Raw genomic sequence first — 19,031 nt, 5'->3', positions numbered from 1 at the left:
TTGAGAAGCCAGTTGATCAGAGATAGCCGGCGACACGCAGTCGCTCGAACGCATCCTCGGTTTCGTGATCGAGTGCTCGGCCGGCGCGCTCCGGGATCTTGGTGTTATCGAGCTCATCCAGGATTTCATCGATGCTGGATGCGGTCGAAGCCACCGGGTTGGTGATGTCCTGATCCCCCAGCGAGCGATAGCGCTTGCCGTCCTTGGCGAGATAGAGCGGGATGATCGGAATGCCTTCGCGCTTGGTGTAGGCCCAGATGTCGGCTTCGGTCCAATGCAGGATCGGATGGATGCGTAAGTGTGCGCCTTGCGGCGGCGAGGCGTTGAAGTGGTCCCAGAATTCCGGCGGCTGGTCGCGCACGTCCCATTCGCCTTCGAGGCCGCGCGGCGAGAACACGCGCTCCTTGGCGCGCGTCGCCTCTTCGTCGCGGCGGATGCCGGCGATCAATCCGTCAAAGCCGAATTTATTGAGCGCGAGCTTCAAACCCTCGGTCTTGCGTGCGGCGGAGCGCGCGGCCGGCGGCAGGGTCGGGTCGACGCTGTCGATCGGCGGGCAGGGCTCGACGCGCAGATCGAGATCCCATTCCTTTCCGAAGCGGTCGCGGAACGCATACATCTCCGGAAACTTCTTGCCGGTGTCGACATGCAGCGCCGGGAATGGGACCCGGCCGAAGAACGCCTTGCGCGCCAGCCAGATCATCACGTTGGAGTCCTTGCCGAGCGACCACAGCAGCGCGAGCTTCTTCAGCCGGGCGAACGCCTCGCGCAAAATATAGATGCTCTGGGCCTCCAGCTCATCGAGATGATCCATGGACGGGGGGGCCTGATTGGCAGGAATCCCCGGCACGGAAGATGCACTGCGAAGGGCTGCGGACCGCGTTCCGGCAGCGGCGGATTCGTTGTCGAGAAGATGCATCTCTTCGCCTTGGCCTGTGGAGTGGAAAATTCTAAAGTTGCGTTGCAATAGAGAAGAAATAATTTTCTCTTTGCTGGCCTTGATCGAGAGATAAATAGAAAATAATTTCAGTCAACCCCCAAGTTGGGGAAGCGAGTGTCTGATGCGATATCTGCCGGTGTTTCTGGATCTGCAAAGCGGCAAGGTGCTGCTCGTTGGAGCGGGCGAGCTCGTGCGCGCCAAGTTGCGGCTGCTCGCAGCTGCCGGCGCGGCGGTTCGCTGGTACGCGACCGACGGCGATCATGAGCTCGCCGGCATCGCGGCGGAGGACGCCGCGCGCATCGAGCGCGCCGAGGGCGATCCGCTCGCGGCCGATCTCTCCGATGTCATCGCCGTGCTCTGCGCCGGTGCAGGCGAGGTCGGTGTTGCGATGTCGGTGCGCGCCAAGGCGATTGGCCTGCCGGTCAACGTGATGGACGACCTCGTGCACTCCACCTTCATCATGCCTGCGATCGTCGATCGCGGCGACGTCGTGGTCGCGGTCGGAACCGGCGGCACGTCGCCGGTCGTGGCGCGTCGCATCCGCGAGAAGATCGAAGCGGTGCTGCCGGCGCGGATCGGCGATCTCGCCGGCTTCATCGGCCGCTTCCGCAAATCCATGCACGCGCGGATTGAGGAGTTTCCGCTGCGCCGCCGCTTCTGGGAGCGCATCGTCGACGGTCCGATCGGCGCGCTGGTGCTGGCCGGCCGCAACGACGAAGCCGAGCACGCGCTGAACGCGATCGGCGATCCCGCCGCATTCGCCGGCGCTGATACGGAAGGCAAGGCTGTTGGCCATGTGACACTGGTCGGCGCCGGTCCGGGCGATCCGGATCTGCTTACCGTGAAGGCGCTGCGCGCGCTGCAGGACGCCGACGTCGTGTTCTATGACGAATTGGTGTCACCAGAAATTCTCGACCGCATCCGGCGCGATGCCACGCGGATTCCGGTCGGTCGCCGCATCGGCAAGCCCGGCATCGGCCAGGACGCCATCAATCGCCTGCTGATCGAGGCCGCACAGTCGGGCCAGCGTGCGGTGCGGCTGAAGGGCGGCGATCCCTTCGTGTTCGGCCGCGGCGGTGAGGAAGTCGAGGCGCTGCGCGATGCCGGCGTCGCCTACTCCATTATTCCCGGCATCTCCGCCGGTCTCGGCGCGGCCGCGCAATTCGAGGTGCCGCTGACCTTCAGGCACGAGGCGCTGCGCATCACCTTCCTGACCGCGCACAAGGCGCGCGATGCCGAAGTCGTCGACTGGTCGGTGCTGACCGACACCAGGATGACCGTCGTGGTCTACATGGGCATGACCGCGGCGCCCTCGATCCGCGAAGGCCTGCTCGCCGCGGGCCGCTCGCCGGAGACACCGGTCGGCGTGTTCGCGCGCGTGACGCGGCCGGACGCCAAGGCCGCGGTCGGCACGCTGGCGCGGCTGCCCGAGCTGGTCAAACAGGTCGATGGCGGTCCCGCTGTCCTCATCATCGGCGACGTGGTCGCGCATTCCGCGCCGTGGAGCCGATCCAACGTCACCCAATTGTTCTCCAACCAGATGTTCTCCGAACTGCTGAAAGCTGCCGAATGACCTCTCCGCTCGAACAGAAGAAAATCAGGATCACAGGCCCCTCGGTGGTGACCGCCAACCGTACCTGGGATGGCGCGGTCGTGTACCGAACCGCCAAACAAGGCTGGTCCACCGAACTTTCCGATTCCGCCGTCGTCAGCACCTCCGACGATGCCCGTGCGCTGCTGGCCGAAGCCACCGCCGACGACGTCGGCGCGGTCGGCCCCTATATCGCGCCGGTCGAGCTCAAGGATGGTGGCAAGGTGAAGCCGGGCAATCTCCGCGAACACATCCGCGCCAAGGGCGTCACCATCGATCTCCAGGTCCCCGCGTAAGACACGCCGGCGTAAGGCTCATCGAACATGTATGCTTATGACGAACTCGACCGCACGCTGATTAACGAGCGTGTTTCGGAATTCCGCGATCAGGTGAAGCGCCGCCTCTCCGGCGAGCTTACCGAGGACGAATTCAAGATCCTGCGCCTGCAGAACGGCGTGTATCTGCAGCTGCACGCCTACATGTTCCGCGTCGCAATCCCCTACGGCACGCTGTCGTCGAAGCAGCTGCGGCGGCTCGCGCATGTCGCGCGCCGCTACGACCGCGGCTACGGCCACTTCACCACGCGGCAGAACATCCAGTTCAACTGGATCAAGCTCGCCGAGCTGCCCGACGCGCTGTCCGATCTCGCCGAGGTCGGCATCCATGCGATGCAGACCTCCGGCAACAACATGCGCAACGTCACCTCGGACCAGTGGGCCGGCGTCGCGCCGGGCGAGATCGAGGATCCCAGGATCTGGTCGGAGCTGATCCGCCAGCACACCACGCTGCATCCGGAATTCTCGTTCCTGCCGCGCAAGTTCAAGATCGCGATCACCGCCGCCGAGCACGATCGCGCCGCGATCAAGATCCACGACATCGGGCTGCGCCTGCACAAGAACGCCGACGGCGAGACCGGCTTCGAGGTGCTGGTCGGCGGCGGTCTCGGCCGCACCCCGTTCATCGCCAAGACCATCAAGCCGTTCGTTCCCGGCCGCGATATCCTGAGCTACATCGAGGCGATCCTGCGGGTCTACAACCAGTACGGCCGCCGCGACAACATCTACAAGGCGCGCATCAAGATCCTGGTGCACGAGCTCGGCATCGAGAAGTTCGCCAAGGAAGTCGAGGAGGAGTGGAAGCAGATGGGCGATGTCGGGCTGACGCTCGATCACGCCGCCATCGAGGAGGTTCGCTCGCGCTTCTCCTATCCTCCTTACGAAAAGCTGCCGCACATGCCGGACGAGGTGAAGCAGGCCGCGCATGACAAGCTGTTCGAGCGCTGGCGCAAGAATTCGGTGTCCGCGCACAAGGTGCAGGGCTATTCGATCGTAACGCTGTCGCTGAAGCCGGTCGGTGGTCCGCCCGGCGACGCCACCGCCGAGCAGATGGACGCGGTCGCCGACCTCGCCGACAAATATTCGTTCGGCGAGATCCGGGTCGGCCACGAGCAGAACCTGGCGCTGCCGCACGTCGCCAAACGCGACCTGCCACAGCTGTTCAAGGCGCTCGATCGGCTCGGCCTCGCGACGCCGAACGTCAATTTGGTCACCGACATCATCGCCTGCCCGGGACTGGATTACTGCTCGCTGGCCAATGCGCGCTCGATCCCGATCGCGCAGGAGCTGACGCGGCGCTTCGCCAACCACGACACCGCCGACCTGATCGGCCGGCTGCACATCAACATCTCCGGCTGCATCAACGCCTGCGGCCATCACCATGTCGGCCACATCGGTATTCTCGGCGTCGAGAAGAACGGTGAGGAGTTCTACCAGATCACGATCGGCGGCCGCGCCGACGAGAACGCGCAGATGGGCACCCTGATCGGCCCGGCCGTTCCCTATGCGGAAGTCGCCGACGTGATCGAAGACATTGTCGAAGCTTATCTCGCGCTGCGCGACCGTCCCGAGGAATTATTCGTCGACACGGTAAAGCGTCTGGGCGTCGAGCCTTTCAGGGAGCGCGTCTATGCCACTCGTTAAGCAGGGAAGACTGACCACCGATCTGTTCGTGCATGTCGCCGACGGCGCCGAGCTGCCGGGTGACGGCGCGGTGCTGGTGACGGCCGAGCGCTTTCTCGCCGATCCGGAGGCGCTGCTGCGCCGCCCGGGCAAGCTCGGGGTGATCTGGCCGAACAACCGTAACCTCGACGAACTGGTGCCTTATCTCGATCGGCTGGCCTCGGTCGCGCTGGTGTTCCCGACCTTCCGCGACGGCCGCGCCTACAGCCAGGCCCGCCTGTTGCGCGAGCGCTATGGTTACGACGGCGAGCTGCGCGCCACCGGGCAGATCCTGCGGGACCAGTTCGTGTTCATGACGCGCGCCGGCTTCGACGCCTTCGAGGTGAAGAAGGATGCCGACGTCGACGCGTTCGCCCAGACCATGAAGCGCTATTCGGTGTTCTACCAGCCGACCGGCGACGGCCGCGTCACCGCACTCAACCGCCGCATGCAGCTGCGTCACTCGGAGAGTGCCGGCCAGTGAGCACGCTTGCACCAGAGCTCGCAGAGGCATCAGTCGCATTGCCGGCAGCGGATGCGCTCGATCGCGCGCTGCGCAAAGCATCGCCCGCCGAGGTGATCGCGGCCGCGTTGCAGACGGTCGGCCGCGAGAGGCTGGCGCTGGTGTCGTCGTTCGGGACCGAGTCCGCCGCGCTGCTCAAGGTGATGGCGGACGTCGATCCGGCGATCCCGGTGGTCTTCCTCGACACCGGCTGGCTGTTCGAGGAGACGCTGGCTTATCGTGATACGCTGATCAAGACGCTCGGCCTCACCGATGTGCGCTCGATCAAGCCCGACGAGCAGGCGCTGTCGCGCCAGGACCCGGACCGCGAATTGTGGTTCAGCGATCCTGACGCCTGCTGCCGCATCCGCAAGGTAGAGCCCCTGGAGCGCGCACTGAAGCCGTTCGCCGGCTGGATCAACGGCCGCAAGCGCTTCCAGGGCGGTGCCCGCGCCGATATCCCTGTTGTCGAGGACGACGGCGTCAGGCTGAAGTTCAATCCGTTCGCCAACGTCTCGCGCGAGGAGATCGAGGCGATCTACAGGCTCGGCAAGCTGCCGCCGCATCCACTTGTCGCATCGGGATATCAGTCGGTCGGGTGTATGCCTTGCTCGAGCCGGGCCGCGGCCGGCGAGGATGCCCGCGACGGCCGCTGGCGTGGCCGGGCGAAGACGGAATGCGGCATCCACACAATGAAATTGTCGTAGAGAAATTGTCGTAGAGCGCTGCGCCAGATCGCGATGACGCTTCATCGCGATCTGGCGACGCGACAAAGCCTTCGCAGCGCGGCGAGTTCGTAGCACAAGCGCGCTGCGTCGCTGAAAACAAAGAAAACCGGTTTCGTTGACTTGAGGCCGCTTCACCGTGAGTGATGTCTTGCGTGTTCCCTGGCGTTCTCAGGTTGAATGGAGACAGAAATGATCCGTCGTATGCTGCCGCTGGTCGCGGGATTGTTGTGGGCGAGCTCGGCCTTCGCGGCCGACTATTCGCTGCTCAACGTGTCCTACGATCCGACGCGGGAGCTTTATGTCGATTTCAACAAGGCGTTCGCCGCAGCCTATCAGAAGGAGACCGGCAAGAGCGTCGAGATCAAGCAGTCGCATGGCGGCTCGGGCTCGCAGGCGCGCTCGGTGATCGACGGATTGCAGGCGGATATCGTCACGCTGGCGCTGGCCTATGACATCGATGCGATCGCGGGCAAGGGCCTCATCGCAGCGGACTGGCAGAAGCGGCTGCCGCTCAACGCCTCGCCCTATACCTCGACCATCGTGTTCCTGGTCCGCAAGGGCAATCCCAAGGGCATCAAGGACTGGGACGATTTGATCAAGCCCGGTGTTGCCGTGATCACGCCGAACCCGAAGACTTCGGGCGGTGCCCGCTGGAACTATCTCGCCGCCTGGGGCTATGCCCAGAAGAAGTTCGGCTCGGCCGACAAGGCGAAGAAGTTCGTCGCCGACCTCTATCAGAATGTTCCGGTGCTCGACACCGGTGCGCGCGGTTCGACCGTGACCTTCGTCGAGCGCGGTGTCGGCGACGTGCTGCTCGCCTGGGAGAACGAAGCCTTTCTGGCGCTGCGTGAATTCGGTCCGGACAAGTTCGAGATCGTGGCCCCGGCGCAGTCGATCCTGGCCGAGCCGCCGGTCGCGGTCGTCGATGCCGTCGCCGACAGGAAGGGCACCCGTGCCGTCGCCGAAGCCTATCTGAAGTACTGGTACACCAAGGAAGGCCAGGAGATCGCCGCGCGCAACTCCTACCGGCCGCGCGATCCCGAGATCGCCAAGGAGTACGAAAAATCCTTCGCCAAGGTTGAACTTTTCACCATCGACGACGTTTTTGGTGGTTGGACCAAGGCGCAGAAGGAGCACTTCGCCGAGGGTGGCATCTTCGATCAGATCTACAAGAACTGATCGAGATATCGCCCGGGTCGAACAGGGGGAATTGTGAGCACAGCGGTTGCACGGCGCAGTACGCTGCCGGGGTTCGGTCTCACCATGGGACTGACCTTGACATGGCTCTCCGTTATTATCCTGATTCCGCTGGCCGCGCTGTTCCTCAAGACGTTCGAGCTCAGCCTCGATCAGTTCTGGGGCATCGTCACCAGCCGCCGCACCCTGAACGCCCTGAAGATTTCGTTCGGGCTTTCGTTTGCGGCCGCCTGCGTCAATCTGGTGATGGGCACCATCATCGTCTGGGCGCTGGTGCGCTACCGTTTTCCGGGCCGGCGGCTGTTCGACGCCATCGTCGATATTCCGTTTGCCTTGCCGACCGCGGTCGCAGGCGTGGCGCTGACGCAGCTATTCGCCCAGAAGGGCTGGCTCGGCGCGCCGCTCGCCGAACTCGGCATCAAGGTCGCGTTCACGCCGATCGGTATCTTCATCGCGATGATCTTCATCGGCATTCCGTTCGTGGTGCGCACGGTGCAGCCGGTGCTGATCGATCTCGATCCCGAGATCGAGGAAGCGGCGGCAAGCCTCGGTGCCAATCGCTGGCACACGGTGTTTCGCGTCATCCTGCCGAGCCTGATCCCGGCGCTGCTCACCGGCTTTGCGCTGGCCTTTGCCCGCGCCATCGGTGAATACGGCTCGGTGATCTTCATCGCCGGCAATCTGCCCAACGTCTCCGAGATCGCGCCGCTGTTGATCGTGATCCGGCTGTCCGAATTCCGCTACGCCGACGCCACCGCGATCGCGGTCGTGATGCTGGTGGCCTCGTTCCTGATCATCTTCCTGATCAACCGGCTGCAGCGCTGGGCGCAAGCCCGCATCCCCGTGCATTGAGGTTCGAGATGTCGATGCAGACGGGATTGGCGACCTCGACCACGCAGCTGCGGACCTACGCGCCCGCGACCGATGTCAGCGTTGCGGCCCCGGCGCCGCGGCTCGAGATCGCGCGCGCCGGGCCGGTCGCGGCGCGGCGCAACCCGCGCACCGAGCCGGGCCCGATGCGCCTTATCATCATCGCGCTCGCGGTCGCCTTCCTCAGCATCTTCGTCGTGCTGCCGCTGGTCGTCGTGTTCGCGTCGGCCTTCTCGAAAGGCATCGTCGCCTATTTCGCGGCGCTGGCCGAGCCCGAGGCGCTCGCTGCGATCAAGCTGACGCTGCTGATCGCGGCGATCTCGGTCACGCTCAACCTCGTGTTCGGCGTGGTCGCGGCCTGGGCGATCTCGAAGTTCGAATTCACCGGCAAGACCTTCCTGATCACGCTGATCGACCTGCCGTTCTCGGTCTCGCCCGTGATCTCGGGCCTGGTCTTCGTGCTGCTGTTCGGCGCGCAGGGCTATTTTGGGCCATGGCTGCAGGCGCACAACGTCCACATCCTGTTCGCGGTGCCCGGCATCGCGCTGGCGACGATCTTCGTCACCTTCCCCTTCGTGGCGCGCGCGCTGATCCCGTTGATGCAGGAGCAGGGTACCCAGGAGGAGGAGGCGGCGATCTCGCTCGGCGCCTCCGGCCTGCAGACCTTCTTCCGCGTCACGCTGCCCAACATAAAATGGGGACTGCTCTACGGCGTCCTGCTCTGCAACGCGCGCGCGATGGGCGAGTTCGGTGCGGTGTCCGTGGTCTCCGGCCACATCCGCGGCGAGACCAACACGATGCCGCTCCTGGTCGAGATTCTCTACAACGAATATCAGTTCGTCGCCTCGTTCGCGATCGCGTCGCTGCTGGCGATGCTGGCGCTGATCACGCTGGTGGCGAAAACCGTTCTCGAGCGGCGGCTCGACGAGCCAGAGGTGCCCGATGGCGATTGAAGTCACGAATATCGTAAAGAAGTTCGGCAGCTTTGCCGCGCTCGACAATGTCGATCTCAAGGTCGCCGACGGCGAGCTCCTGGCGTTGCTCGGCCCGTCCGGCTCCGGCAAGACCACGCTGCTGCGGATCATCGCAGGGCTCGATTGGCCCGACTCGGGCGAGGTCGCGATCGACGGCGAGAATGCGCTCTCGCGCGGCGCCAGCGAGCGTCAGGTCGGCTTCGTGTTCCAGCACTACGCGCTGTTCCGCCACATGACGGTGTTCGAGAACGTCGCGTTCGGCCTGCGCGTGCAGCCGCGCGCGATCCGCAAGGACGAGGCGACGATCCGCGCCCGCGTCAAGAACCTGCTCGATCTGGTGCAGCTCGACTGGCTCGCGAACCGCTATCCGAGCCAGTTGTCCGGCGGCCAGCGTCAGCGCATTGCGCTGGCGCGTGCGCTTGCGATCGAGCCGCGGATCCTGCTGCTCGACGAGCCGTTCGGCGCGCTCGATGCCAAGGTGCGCAAGGAACTCAGGCAATGGCTGCGCTCGCTGCACAACGAGATCCACGTCACCTCGATCTTCGTCACCCACGACCAGGAGGAGGCGCTCGAAGTCGCCAACCGCGTGGTTGTGATGGACAAGGGCAAGATCGAGCAGATCGGCTCGCCCGGCGAGGTCTATGACAATCCGGCGACCGCCTTCGTGCACGGCTTCATCGGCGAATCCATCGTGCTGCCGGTCGATGTGGCCGGCGATGCGGTGCGGCTCGACGGCCGTCCGCTGAACATTCCGGCGTTGGGCGCCGCGCCCGGGGCGGCCAAGCTTTTCGTCCGCCGCCACGACATGGCGGTCGGCCCGGCGGGAACCGGGGCGCTGGAAGGCGCCATCCGGCATGTCCGTTCGTTCGGTCCGATCCAGCGCGCCGAGGTGGCCCTGTCGGGGGGCGAGGGCAAGACCGTGATCGAGATCGACGCCCCCCGCGACCGCGAGCTGCAGGCCGGCGAAATCGTCTCGCTGCAGCCCCGCCGCTACCGGATCTTTGCCGCCCAAGAGTAGGGCCAACCGCTCCATCCAAACCTCCCCTTGAAAAGGGGAGGTCGCTTTGCTCGTCAGAGCAAAGCGGGTGGGGATCTGCTCTCTCCACATCCAGCGTCGCCTGCGGCCGACCCCCATCCCGACCTTCCCCCTTTCAGGGGGAAGGGGAAGGACGGCCCCCCCGGAGATCGGTGGCTATTGATGGCCAAAAGTTAGCCCCTGTTCACCATTCAGCCACGGTTGGTATGCAACAACGGCGGGCCAACCTTGGGGGTTTTTAGTAGTGAAACGGACGACGGTCGCCCTGTTCGGGCTTCTGGTGCTTGCCGGCTGCGGCACAGACACCAAAATCCCGGAAGAACCCGCCATGTATCTCAACATGGCGCAGCCCGGCGCCGTGCTGGACAGTCAGGCCGCCGCGATCATGTTTTCGCAGTACCGCCAGAACAACGGTCTCGGCACCGTGGTGGTGGACCCGGACCTGACCAGGCTCGCCGAGCAGCAGTCGCAGGCGATGGCCGCCCGCAACAAGATGGACCATGACGTCAAGGCCCCCCTCGGCAAGCGGCTGGAGGCCGGCGGCTATCCGGCGACCGTGGCGGTCGAGAACATCTCGGCCGGCTATCACACGCTCGCGGAGGCATTTTCTGGCTGGCGCGATTCACCGCCGCACAGGGCTAACATGCTCAAGAGCGGTGTCACAAAAATGGGCATCGCGGCCGCTTATGCTCCGAATACCAAATACAAGGTGTTCTGGACGCTCATTTTGGCGGCAACCTGATCTCGATAAATTCCGCGTGATCTAGAGCATGATCCGGAAAAGTGTGAAGGGGTTTTCCGAGAAGATCATGCTCAAACAGAGAGCCCTCCATCTCGTTGATTGACGCGGCTGCGAACAGCCGCCACGGTGCGCCTTCAAGTCATTTGAACCGAACGGTTACGAATGGATACTTCGGATTCCGCGCCCGGCCCGACGCCGGCGCAAGCGCAGCGTGTGCTGGTTCTTCAGGGCGGCGGTGCGCTCGGCTCCTATCAGGCCGGCGCCTTTCAGGCGCTCTGCCATGCAGGCTTCGAGCCGGAATGGATCGCCGGCATCTCGATCGGCGCCATCAATGCCGCGATCATTGCCGGCAACGAGCCGGACATGCGTGTGCCGCGGCTGAAGGAATTCTGGGAGATGGTGTCGGCGCCGGTGCCCTGGAATCCGGTCTCCAAGCATGAGCGCGCCCGCTCGCTGTTCAATGAGACCAGCGCCGCCATCATCGCGACCTTCGGTGTGCCCGGCTTCTTCACCCCGCGGATTCCGCCGGCGCCGCTGTGGCCGCCCGGCAGCTCGCAATCGCTGAGCTATTACGACACGGCGCCCCTGAAGAAGACGCTGGAGCGGCTGGTCGACTTCGATCGCATCAACGATCTGAAGACGCGGCTGTCGGTCGGCGCGGTCGGCGTCACCTCGGGCAATTTCCGTTATTTCGACAATTACGAGTTCAAGAAGCTCGGCAAGAAGATCGGCCCCGAGCACATCATGGCCTCGGGCGCGCTGCCGCCGGGCTTTCCCGCCGTCGTGATCGAGGGCGAGCATTACTGGGACGGCGGCATCGCCTCCAACACGCCGCTCGACTTCGTGCTCGATGAGGAGATCCGCCGCGATCTCCTGATCTTCCAGGTCGACCTGTTCAGCGCGCGCGGGCCGGTGCCGGAGACGCTGCTGGAGGCCGCCGAGCGCGAAAAGGACATCCGCTTTTCCAGCCGGACGCGGATGAACACCGACAAGAACAGGCAGATCCACAACGCCCGCATGGCGGTGCGCGATCTGATCGGCAAGCTGCCCGATTATTTGAAGAACGATCCGTCGGTCGAACTGTTGCGCAAGGCATCCAAGGAGAACACCGTCACGGTGGTTCACCTGATCTACAAGAGCAAGAATTACGAGAGCTCGTCGAAGGACTACGACTTCTCCCATGTTGCGATGGTCGAGCACTGGGGCGCGGGCGTCCACGACGTGCATTTGTCGATGCGTCACAAAGAATGGCTAGAACGGCCGCAGTCCGGCGAAACCATGGTGACTTACGACCTCACGGGGGACGAACCCACGCCCCCTGAAACGAAGTCCCCTGCAAGCAAATAGGAGCGAAGAACGATGGGTACGTTGACAGGCAAGACCGCCGTTGTGACCGGCTCGACCAGCGGCATCGGATTGGCTTATGCGCGCGCCTTCGCCGGCGCCGGCGCCAATATCGTGCTCAACGGCATGGGCGTGCCGGCCGACATCGAGAAGGAGCGTTCCGGCATCGAGACTGACTTCAAGGTCAAGGCCGTGCATTCGCCGGCCGACATGACCAAGCCGGCCGAGATCGCCGACATGATCGCGCTCGGCGAAAAGACCTTCGGTTCGGTCGACATCCTCGTCAACAATGCCGGCATCCAGTTCGTATCGCCGATCGAGGAATTCCCGCCGGAGAAGTGGGAAGCGATCATCGCGATCAATCTGTCGTCGGCGTTCTACGGCATCCGCGCCGCGGTGCCGGGCATGAAGAAGCGCGGCTGGGGCCGCATCATCAATACGGCTTCCGCGCACTCGCTGGTCGCATCGCCGTTCAAGTCGGCCTATGTCTCGGCCAAGCACGGCATCGCTGGCCTCACCAAGACCGCGGCGCTCGAGCTCGCGCAGTTCAAGATCACCTGCAACTGCATCAGCCCGGGCTATGTCTGGACGCCGCTGGTCGAGCACCAGATTCCGGAGACCATGAAGGCGCGCAACATGACCAAGGAGCAGGTCATCAAGGACGTGCTGCTCGCCGCGCAGCCGACCAAGGAGTTCGTCACCTCCGAGCAGGTCGCAGCACTCGCGCTGTTCCTGTGCGGCGACGACGCCGCGCAGATTACCGGTGCCAACCTCTCGATCGACGGCGGCTGGACCGCGGAGTAGTTCTCCGGCGGGATTTTCGCCGAAGAATGAGCCGGCCCTGATCCGATCAGGGCCGGCTTTTGCTTTCGATCTGATGATCGCCGCCGGCGGTGAGTCATCCGGCCCGCCTCAATGCTACGGCGCCGACCGGGCCTTCCCGAACGCCAGCACGTGCAGCCCGAGCCGCGAGCGCACCACGACGAACAGCAGGATGGTCTCGAAGGTCAGCGACAGCGAGGTCGATGCGGCCGCGCCCATGCCGCCGTAGCGCGGAACCAGCGCAATGCAGAGCCCGACATTCATGAAGAACGACACCGCATAGGCGGTGGCGCAGATGCGCTGGTGTCCCAGCATGTTCAACAGCCGCTCCATCGGCCCGATCGCCGAGCGCACCACGAGCCCGATCGCGGCGACGAACATGATGCTGTAGCCGTCGACGAATTTCGGGCCGAACAGCCACAGCAGCGGCTTGCCGAAGGCGAGCAGGGCGATGGTCGCGAGCAGCGAGGGCCAGAACGTCCAGCTGATGGCGTGTGCGACGTAGGCCGACAGCCGCTCCTTGTCGCCGAGCGCGTTGTATTCGGCGAAGCGATGCGCCGTCGTCGCCGACATCGCGTAGTGCACGAACGACACGAGCGCCAGCGTCTTCACCACGGCGAAATAGATCCCGACCTCCTCGGAGGAGCGGAATTGCTGCAGCATCAGCACGTCGGTGTAGCCGAGCAGCAGATAGAAGCTCTCGACCAGCATGATCGGCAGCGAGATCGCGAACCAGCCCCTGACGTCGTAGGTCTTCTCGCCCGGCCCGAGATGGGCTTTGAGGCGGCGGTTCAGCACGACCATCTGGCCGAGCGCGGCGATGTAGACCGCAGCCGCGCTCGCGATCATCGCGACCGTCGCGCCGAGATTGAGGCCGAGCGCCAGCGCGCCGGCGGTGAGCGCGATGATCAGTCCCTGCCGCACGATGAACTGCGGCATCAGGCCGAGCTGCATCCAGTCATGCGCGCGCGAGATGCCGTCCTGGGTGTTGGCAACCACGAAGGGTGGCAATGTCAGGCAGCCGATATAGAGCGGCACCACCGCATTGGGGTCGATCCAGGGCGAGGCGAGGTGGATCACGCCGGCGAGCAGCAGCGCCACTGTGCTGGACGCGGCAAGCACCACCCAGCGGCCGCCGGAAAGGAAGCCGCGCAGCGCGGCGAGGTCGCCGCGCGCGCGATATTCCGGAATGATCTTCTGCGAGGAGGGCGCGATGCCGAAATCCATCGTGCTGCCGAGCAGCAGCACCCAGGTCCAGACATAGACATAGATGCCGTAGTCCGAGCCGCTCATCCAGCGCGCCAGCAGGATCTGCGCGAGATAGGCGATGGCGGCGCTGATGACGCGGATGACGAAGATCATGCCGGCGAGGCGCTTGGTGACCGACGCTTCCTTGGTGCCGCCGAGCAGGCGCGCGGCGAGGCCGCGCAGGCGTGCGGCCGGCCCCAATGGCGCGGAGGTTGCGGATTGTGTCTCCATCACAGCCAAGGCGGCAATTCCTAAAGCGCCGCGAGGCGGCAATGGCCCCCGATCTATCAACGAAACGTTAAGATTGGGTTGGGTGACGGATGTTCCCATCTTGCGTCATCCCGGCCTGGTGCGCAATTGCGCACCAAGCCGGGACGACCTATTGGAACGACCTTTGGCGTCAGTTCAAATTGGTATTGAATTCGTAGCTTTTGTCGCCGCCGACCAGCGTCAGCTTCAGCGCGGCGCCGTCCGCTTTGGCACCCGGCGGCACGCCGTCAAGCTCGAACGAGAAGCGCTTCACGCCCGGCGGCGCGTGCTCGACGAGCTTGGGCACGGGCAGCGCCCAGTCGGGCGTCGGCCCTTCGACGAACAGGCTGAGGTCCTTGGTTTCGGGCGCCGTGACATCGACCAGCACGCTGTTGCCGTCGCGCTTGACATCGCGGATCGTGAACGGCGTAGGGTCGCCGATATTGGCGGGCTTCGGCACCGCGTTGAGCGCTTCCGACAGCGTGGCGTCCTCGGTCGAGGCGACGCTGGCGAATGCGAGCTCGGCCTTCGCCTCCACCGGCACGCACAGCTTCTCGCACACCGCGTAGTTGATATCGGCGCGCAGCACCAGCGGCTTGTCGGGATTCTTCGCGACGATGCGCAGCGGCAGCACCACCTGGTGCTTGTAGCCGAGCGAGGTACCTCCGGCGCCGTCGTCGAACTGCCGCGGCGCCGGCCACATCACCGTGACCGCATCGACATTGTCCGATCTGGAGAAATCGAACCGCGGCGGCACGCCGGAATCGCCTGGCGTGCGCCAGTAGGTTTTCCAGCCGTCCTGCAACTGGAAGGCGATGCCGCCGAGCAGCACCGCGCCGCTTCGCGATCCCGCCAGCAGCCTGACCGCCGAATGCGTGTCCTGCTGCCACGGCGAGGCGTCGTCGGCGCGAACCTCCGTTGCCACGGATGCGACGGAAAATATGGCGGCGACGGCAAATGCGGCACGCATGGGAACTGTGACGATCATGAGACGTCTTTACCTGCAACTTTCGTTGCAAACCATTGAATTGCTTGTGATGCACCGCCGCACGGCGGCCGAAGGTTGATTGACAGAACCGCGACCCAATATCAGGATGCCAAATCAGCAGGAGAGGCCTTTGCGGATGCGCCCTGAAGGCAAAACAGGCAAGACTCGCAAGACCGCCGCCGGCAGAAGCCCGGCCGTCGGTCCCCATGCCACCGAAGATGGCTATCTCGATGGCCAGATGCTGATCGCGATGCCTGTGATGAACGACCCGCGCTTCGAACGCTCCGTGATCTACATGTGCGCCCATTCGTCGGAGGGCGCGATGGGCATCATCGTCAATCGCCCGGCCGGCAGCATCGATTTCCCGGGGCTGCTGGTGCAGCTCGACATCATCGAGAAGTCGGACCAGATCACGCTGCCGGAAAACGCCGAGATGATGAAGGTGATGAAGGGCGGCCCGGTCGACACCGGCCGCGGCTTCGTGCTGCACTCCAGCGACTTCTACATCCAGGATGCGACGCTCAATATCGACGACGGCATCTCGCTCACCGCGACCGTCGACATCCTCAAGGCGATTGCCAAGGGCTCAGGCCCCAAGCACGCGATCCTCGCGCTGGGCTATGCCGGCTGGGCGCCCGGCCAGCTCGAGGACGAGATCCAGCACAATGGCTGGCTGCATTGCGACGCCGATCCGGAACTGATCTTCGGCACCGATGTCGACGAGAAATACGCGCGCGCCCTGCGCAAGATCGGCATCGAGGCAGGTATGCTGTCGAACGACGCCGGCCACGCGTAAACAACACCGGCCTCGCGCAGATCTGCCGGAGTAGCGACGGTCTTCTGCATTCACGGTGTCGTCCCGGCGAAGGCCGCGACCCATAACCACAGGGCGTCGTTGCGACGCCGCGCTGGGGCCACAGCCTTCGCCATCACATGCATTCGTGGTTATGGATCCCGGGTCGCGCTTCGCTTGCCCGGGACGACGGCTGTGGATTTGGCCACGTCAGCGGTGAGTTTGGCCACGCCAGCGGTGGATTTGGCTGCGACGGCCGTAGTCTTGCCTACTCCGCCGCTTCCTGCGCCACCGTCGGCTGGGTGCCGGCCACCGTGGCGCGGCGCATGTCGCGAGGCTGCGACTGGTCGTAGCGGCGCACCCGGTGCACGGTCTGGCGGTTGTCCCACATCACGAGGTCATGCACCGTCCATTTGTGCACATAGACGAACTCCGGCTGCGTGGCGTGCTCGGTGAGATCGCGTAGCAACAGCCGCGCCTCCGGCATGCTCATGCCCCTGATGGCGCCGGCATGTGACGACAGGTACAGCGACTTGCGGCCGTGCACCGGATGGGTGCGCACCAGGCGCTGCAGCACCGGCTTGAACATCTCCTTCTCCTCGTCGGTATAGTCGAGGAACCCGAGCGAGCCGCGCGAATACATCAGCGAGTGCTCGCAGACCATGTCTTCGATCTCGGCCTTGGTCTCGTCGTCGAGCGCGTCATAGGCCGCGCGCATGTCTGCGAACTCGGTGTTGCCGCCCTTCGGATTCACCACACGCGCCGACAGCAGCGAGAACTTCGCGGGGATCGGCCGGAACGAGCTGTCGGAGTGCCACAGGCAGTTGCCGAGATTGAACAGATGGGTGCGGTGATCCTTCGGCAGCGGCTTGCCGTCCTTGCCGAGATTTGAGACATCGTTGAGCCCGGAGGAGAGGCGGTAGTCTTCCTTCTTGGTCACCGTGCCCCCGCGCGCGTTCTCGCGCTCGCCGAAGTTCAGCGCGAACGCCATCTGCTGCTCGTCCGATATGTCCTGGCCGTGGAAGACGAGCACGGCGTATTTGTCCATGCCGGCCTCGATGTCGATCGCTTCTTGCTTCGTCAGCGGCTTGCGCAGATCGACGCCGGAAACCTCGCCGACGAAATGCTTGTGAAGCTGCCGGATCAGGACCGTCATTGGCGTTTCTCCCCGTATCCCGCGGGCGGTTGTCCCGCTTCGTTTGACGAGAAGGCTACTCCCGACGCGCGCGCTGTCAACGCTTCGCGACCAGACGCGGGTCAGGCATTCCGCGCCATCAACCCGCCGTCGACCGGAATCACCGCGCCGGTCAGGAACGATGCCGCGGGCAGGCACAGGCTCAGCGTCATGTGCGCGACCTCTTCCGGATCGCCGTAACGGCCGAGCGCGGTGCGGCGCTTGGCGTAGATCGTCTTGTGCTCCTCGGAGATGCGGTCGGTAATGGCGGTGCGGATCGGGCCCGGGCAGATGCAGTTCACGGTGATGCCTTCGCGTCCCAGTTCCACCGCGAGCGAGCGGGTCAGGCTGGTGACGCCGCCCTTTGCCGCGGAGTAGGGGCTGTGCATCCCGGTCGCGCCGAGCGCCTCGGTCGAGGCGATGTTGACGATGCGCGGCGAACGCGACTTGCGCAGGTATGGCAGTGCGGCGCGGATGATGCGCGGATGCGCCGTCAGCATCACCGCGATGCCCTTGGCCCAGGCGTCCTCGTAAGCAGGATCGTCGATCGCCACGCGCACCGAGATGCCGGCATTGTTGACGACGATGTCCAGCCCGCCGAATTGCGCGGCGACATCGTTGACGACCCTGGTGATGGCGTCGCGATCGCTGACGTCGAGCGTCCAGGCCTTGGCCGAGCCGCCGCTCGCCGCGATCTCCTTCGCCACCGCCTGCGTGCCCTCTTCGGTGAGATCAGTGACCGCGACATTGGCGCCCTCATCGGCGAACACGCGCGCGGTGGCGCGGCCCATGCCGCTGGCGGCGCCGGTGACGAGAACGGTGAGGCCCTTCACCGAGCGGCTGAGCTGTTTGAATTCGGACATGACGGATTCTCGCGAGATGAAATTTGGCGCGTTGTGAGACCGGCAACGCTGGCACCGATCCGCAATGACGTCAAACCACTGATCCGATATCGGCGCGCGCGCAGCGCGTCAACGCAAGTTCTGCGCTGGCTTTTGCGTTGGCTTTTCGAAATGGATCATGCTCAATCCAGAAAACGGCACGGGAGAGGAACGCGATGAACGAGCTCGATTTCGGCGGCAAGCAGGTATTGGTGGTCGGCGGCTCCAGCGGCATCGGCAACGGCATCGCGCAGGCCTTCCGCGCCAAGGGCGCGCGCGTTGCCGTGTACGGCACCCGCGCGCAGGCGAGCGACTATTCCACTGAGGAAGGCTCGCATCTCGATGGCCTTGCCTATGCGCAGCTCGACGTCAGCAATCCGCAGGCGATCGAGAGCCTCGCACCGTCGTTCGATCGGCTCGACGTGCTGGTGCTGGCGCAGGGTGCGGTGATTTACCGCCGCGGGGAATTCCAGATGGAAGGTTTCCGCAAGGTGATGGAAGTCAACCTGATGAGCCTGATGGCCTGCGCCACCAAATTCCACGCGATGCTGAGCGCAGCCAAGGGATCGCTGATCATCGTGAGCTCGACCGCGGCCTATCATTCCACCATGGGCAATCCGGCCTACAACGCCTCGAAGACCGGCGCGGTCGGCCTGACGCGCACGCTCGGCGAGGCCTGGGCGGAGAACGGCATCCGCGTCAACGGCATCGCGCCCGGCCTCGTCGACACCAAGATGACCAAGGCGACGACGGCGAATCCAAAGCGGCTCGAAGGCGCCCTCGAGCGCATTCCGCTGAAGCGTCTCGGCACGCCCGCCGACATGGCCGGCGCCGCGCTGTTCCTGGCCTCGCCGCTCGCCTCCTACGTCGTCGGCCAGACCATCGTCGTCGATGGCGGGCTCATTCTTTAGCTCCAGGAACTTGTGCGCGGTTCGGCGGTTTGCCTCCTGACAGTTTC

General features: G+C 64.7%; 19 protein-coding genes. 14 read left to right on the top strand and 5 right to left on the bottom strand.

Annotated elements, in window-relative coordinates; all coding sequences use genetic code 11:
- Positions 1 to 16 precede the first annotated feature (16 nt).
- Positions 17 to 811 carry a sulfate adenylyltransferase subunit CysD gene (gene cysD / locus ACVW1C_RS15300; protein WP_207834927.1) on the bottom strand — a complete coding sequence of 265 codons (795 nt, stop codon included), beginning with the start codon at positions 809 to 811 and terminating at the stop codon, positions 17 to 19.
- A 247-nt stretch (positions 812 to 1,058) separates the two neighbouring features.
- Between cysD and cysG the strand changes: the two genes are divergently transcribed.
- The 12 genes from cysG (at position 1,059) to ACVW1C_RS15240 (ending at position 12,722) form a co-directional block, all read left to right on the top strand.
- Entirely contained in the window at positions 1,059 to 2,510 is a 1,452-nt protein-coding gene (gene cysG / locus ACVW1C_RS15295; RefSeq protein WP_456759132.1) for a siroheme synthase CysG, read from the top strand.
- A complete protein-coding gene (locus ACVW1C_RS15290; RefSeq protein WP_176528914.1) occupies positions 2,507 to 2,824 on the top strand; it encodes a DUF2849 domain-containing protein in 318 nt (105 codons plus the stop codon). Before cysG ends, ACVW1C_RS15290 begins: the two co-directional genes overlap by 4 nt.
- Positions 2,825 to 2,851: 27 nt before the next feature.
- Positions 2,852 to 4,507, top strand: coding sequence for a nitrite/sulfite reductase (locus ACVW1C_RS15285; protein ID WP_456759131.1), 1,656 nt, complete (start codon positions 2,852 to 2,854; stop codon positions 4,505 to 4,507).
- The gene (locus ACVW1C_RS15280; protein ID WP_456759130.1) at positions 4,494 to 5,009 is read left to right on the top strand and encodes a DUF934 domain-containing protein; all 516 of its coding nucleotides are present in this window, start codon (positions 4,494 to 4,496) and stop codon (positions 5,007 to 5,009) included. Before ACVW1C_RS15285 ends, ACVW1C_RS15280 begins: the two co-directional genes overlap by 14 nt.
- Positions 5,006 to 5,734, top strand: a complete 729-nt coding sequence (locus ACVW1C_RS15275) for a phosphoadenylyl-sulfate reductase (protein ID WP_456759129.1) — start codon at positions 5,006 to 5,008, stop codon at positions 5,732 to 5,734. The genes ACVW1C_RS15280 and ACVW1C_RS15275 overlap by 4 nt, the downstream gene beginning before the upstream one ends.
- A gap of 210 nt (positions 5,735 to 5,944) precedes the next feature.
- Positions 5,945 to 6,934, top strand: a complete 990-nt coding sequence (locus ACVW1C_RS15270; RefSeq protein WP_456759128.1) for a sulfate ABC transporter substrate-binding protein — start codon at positions 5,945 to 5,947, stop codon at positions 6,932 to 6,934.
- 63 nt (positions 6,935 to 6,997) lie between these two features.
- Positions 6,998 to 7,804: a sulfate ABC transporter permease subunit CysT gene (gene cysT / locus ACVW1C_RS15265; protein WP_092126216.1), complete on the top strand. Its 807-nt coding sequence runs from the start codon at positions 6,998 to 7,000 to the stop codon at positions 7,802 to 7,804.
- A 164-nt stretch (positions 7,805 to 7,968) separates the two neighbouring features.
- The gene (cysW, locus tag ACVW1C_RS15260; protein ID WP_456763090.1) at positions 7,969 to 8,775 is read left to right on the top strand and encodes a sulfate ABC transporter permease subunit CysW; all 807 of its coding nucleotides are present in this window, start codon (positions 7,969 to 7,971) and stop codon (positions 8,773 to 8,775) included.
- Positions 8,765 to 9,814, top strand: coding sequence for a sulfate/molybdate ABC transporter ATP-binding protein (locus ACVW1C_RS15255; protein ID WP_456759127.1), 1,050 nt, complete (start codon positions 8,765 to 8,767; stop codon positions 9,812 to 9,814). Before cysW ends, ACVW1C_RS15255 begins: the two co-directional genes overlap by 11 nt.
- A gap of 262 nt (positions 9,815 to 10,076) precedes the next feature.
- Positions 10,077 to 10,574, top strand: a complete 498-nt coding sequence (locus ACVW1C_RS15250; RefSeq protein WP_456759126.1) for a CAP domain-containing protein — start codon at positions 10,077 to 10,079, stop codon at positions 10,572 to 10,574.
- Between the two features lie 162 nt (positions 10,575 to 10,736).
- Entirely contained in the window at positions 10,737 to 11,921 is a 1,185-nt protein-coding gene (locus ACVW1C_RS15245) for a DUF3734 domain-containing protein (protein WP_456759125.1), read from the top strand.
- A gap of 12 nt (positions 11,922 to 11,933) precedes the next feature.
- On the top strand, positions 11,934 to 12,722 hold the full coding sequence (locus tag ACVW1C_RS15240; protein WP_021076374.1) for a 3-hydroxybutyrate dehydrogenase: 789 nt from the start codon (positions 11,934 to 11,936) through the stop codon (positions 12,720 to 12,722).
- 114 nt (positions 12,723 to 12,836) lie between these two features.
- Here the strand turns inward: ACVW1C_RS15240 and ACVW1C_RS15235 are convergent, their stop codons facing one another.
- On the bottom strand, positions 12,837 to 14,228 hold the full coding sequence (locus ACVW1C_RS15235) for an oligosaccharide flippase family protein (protein WP_456759124.1): 1,392 nt from the start codon (positions 14,226 to 14,228) through the stop codon (positions 12,837 to 12,839).
- Between the two features lie 160 nt (positions 14,229 to 14,388).
- Positions 14,389 to 15,225, bottom strand: coding sequence for a protein-disulfide reductase DsbD domain-containing protein (locus tag ACVW1C_RS15230; protein ID WP_456759123.1), 837 nt, complete (start codon positions 15,223 to 15,225; stop codon positions 14,389 to 14,391).
- Between the two features lie 136 nt (positions 15,226 to 15,361).
- Between ACVW1C_RS15230 and ACVW1C_RS15225 the strand changes: the two genes are divergently transcribed.
- Complete coding sequence (locus tag ACVW1C_RS15225) at positions 15,362 to 16,021, top strand: YqgE/AlgH family protein (protein WP_456763089.1); 660 nt, start codon at positions 15,362 to 15,364, stop codon at positions 16,019 to 16,021.
- Between the two features lie 265 nt (positions 16,022 to 16,286).
- On the opposite strand, the gene ACVW1C_RS15220 is transcribed toward ACVW1C_RS15225, so the two are convergent.
- Complete coding sequence (locus tag ACVW1C_RS15220; RefSeq protein ID WP_456759122.1) at positions 16,287 to 17,174, bottom strand: TauD/TfdA dioxygenase family protein; 888 nt, start codon at positions 17,172 to 17,174, stop codon at positions 16,287 to 16,289.
- Positions 17,175 to 17,275: 101 nt separating this feature from the next.
- Positions 17,276 to 18,055, bottom strand: coding sequence for an SDR family NAD(P)-dependent oxidoreductase (locus tag ACVW1C_RS15215; RefSeq protein WP_456759121.1), 780 nt, complete (start codon positions 18,053 to 18,055; stop codon positions 17,276 to 17,278).
- A 194-nt stretch (positions 18,056 to 18,249) separates the two neighbouring features.
- On the opposite strand from ACVW1C_RS15215, the gene ACVW1C_RS15210 reads away from it, so the two are divergent.
- A complete protein-coding gene (locus ACVW1C_RS15210; protein WP_456759120.1) occupies positions 18,250 to 18,984 on the top strand; it encodes an SDR family NAD(P)-dependent oxidoreductase in 735 nt (244 codons plus the stop codon).
- Positions 18,985 to 19,031 lie beyond the last annotated feature (47 nt).

Source organism: Bradyrhizobium sp. USDA 4011, from assembly GCF_054063415.1.
This window is presented reverse-complemented; position numbering and strand designations above follow the sequence as displayed.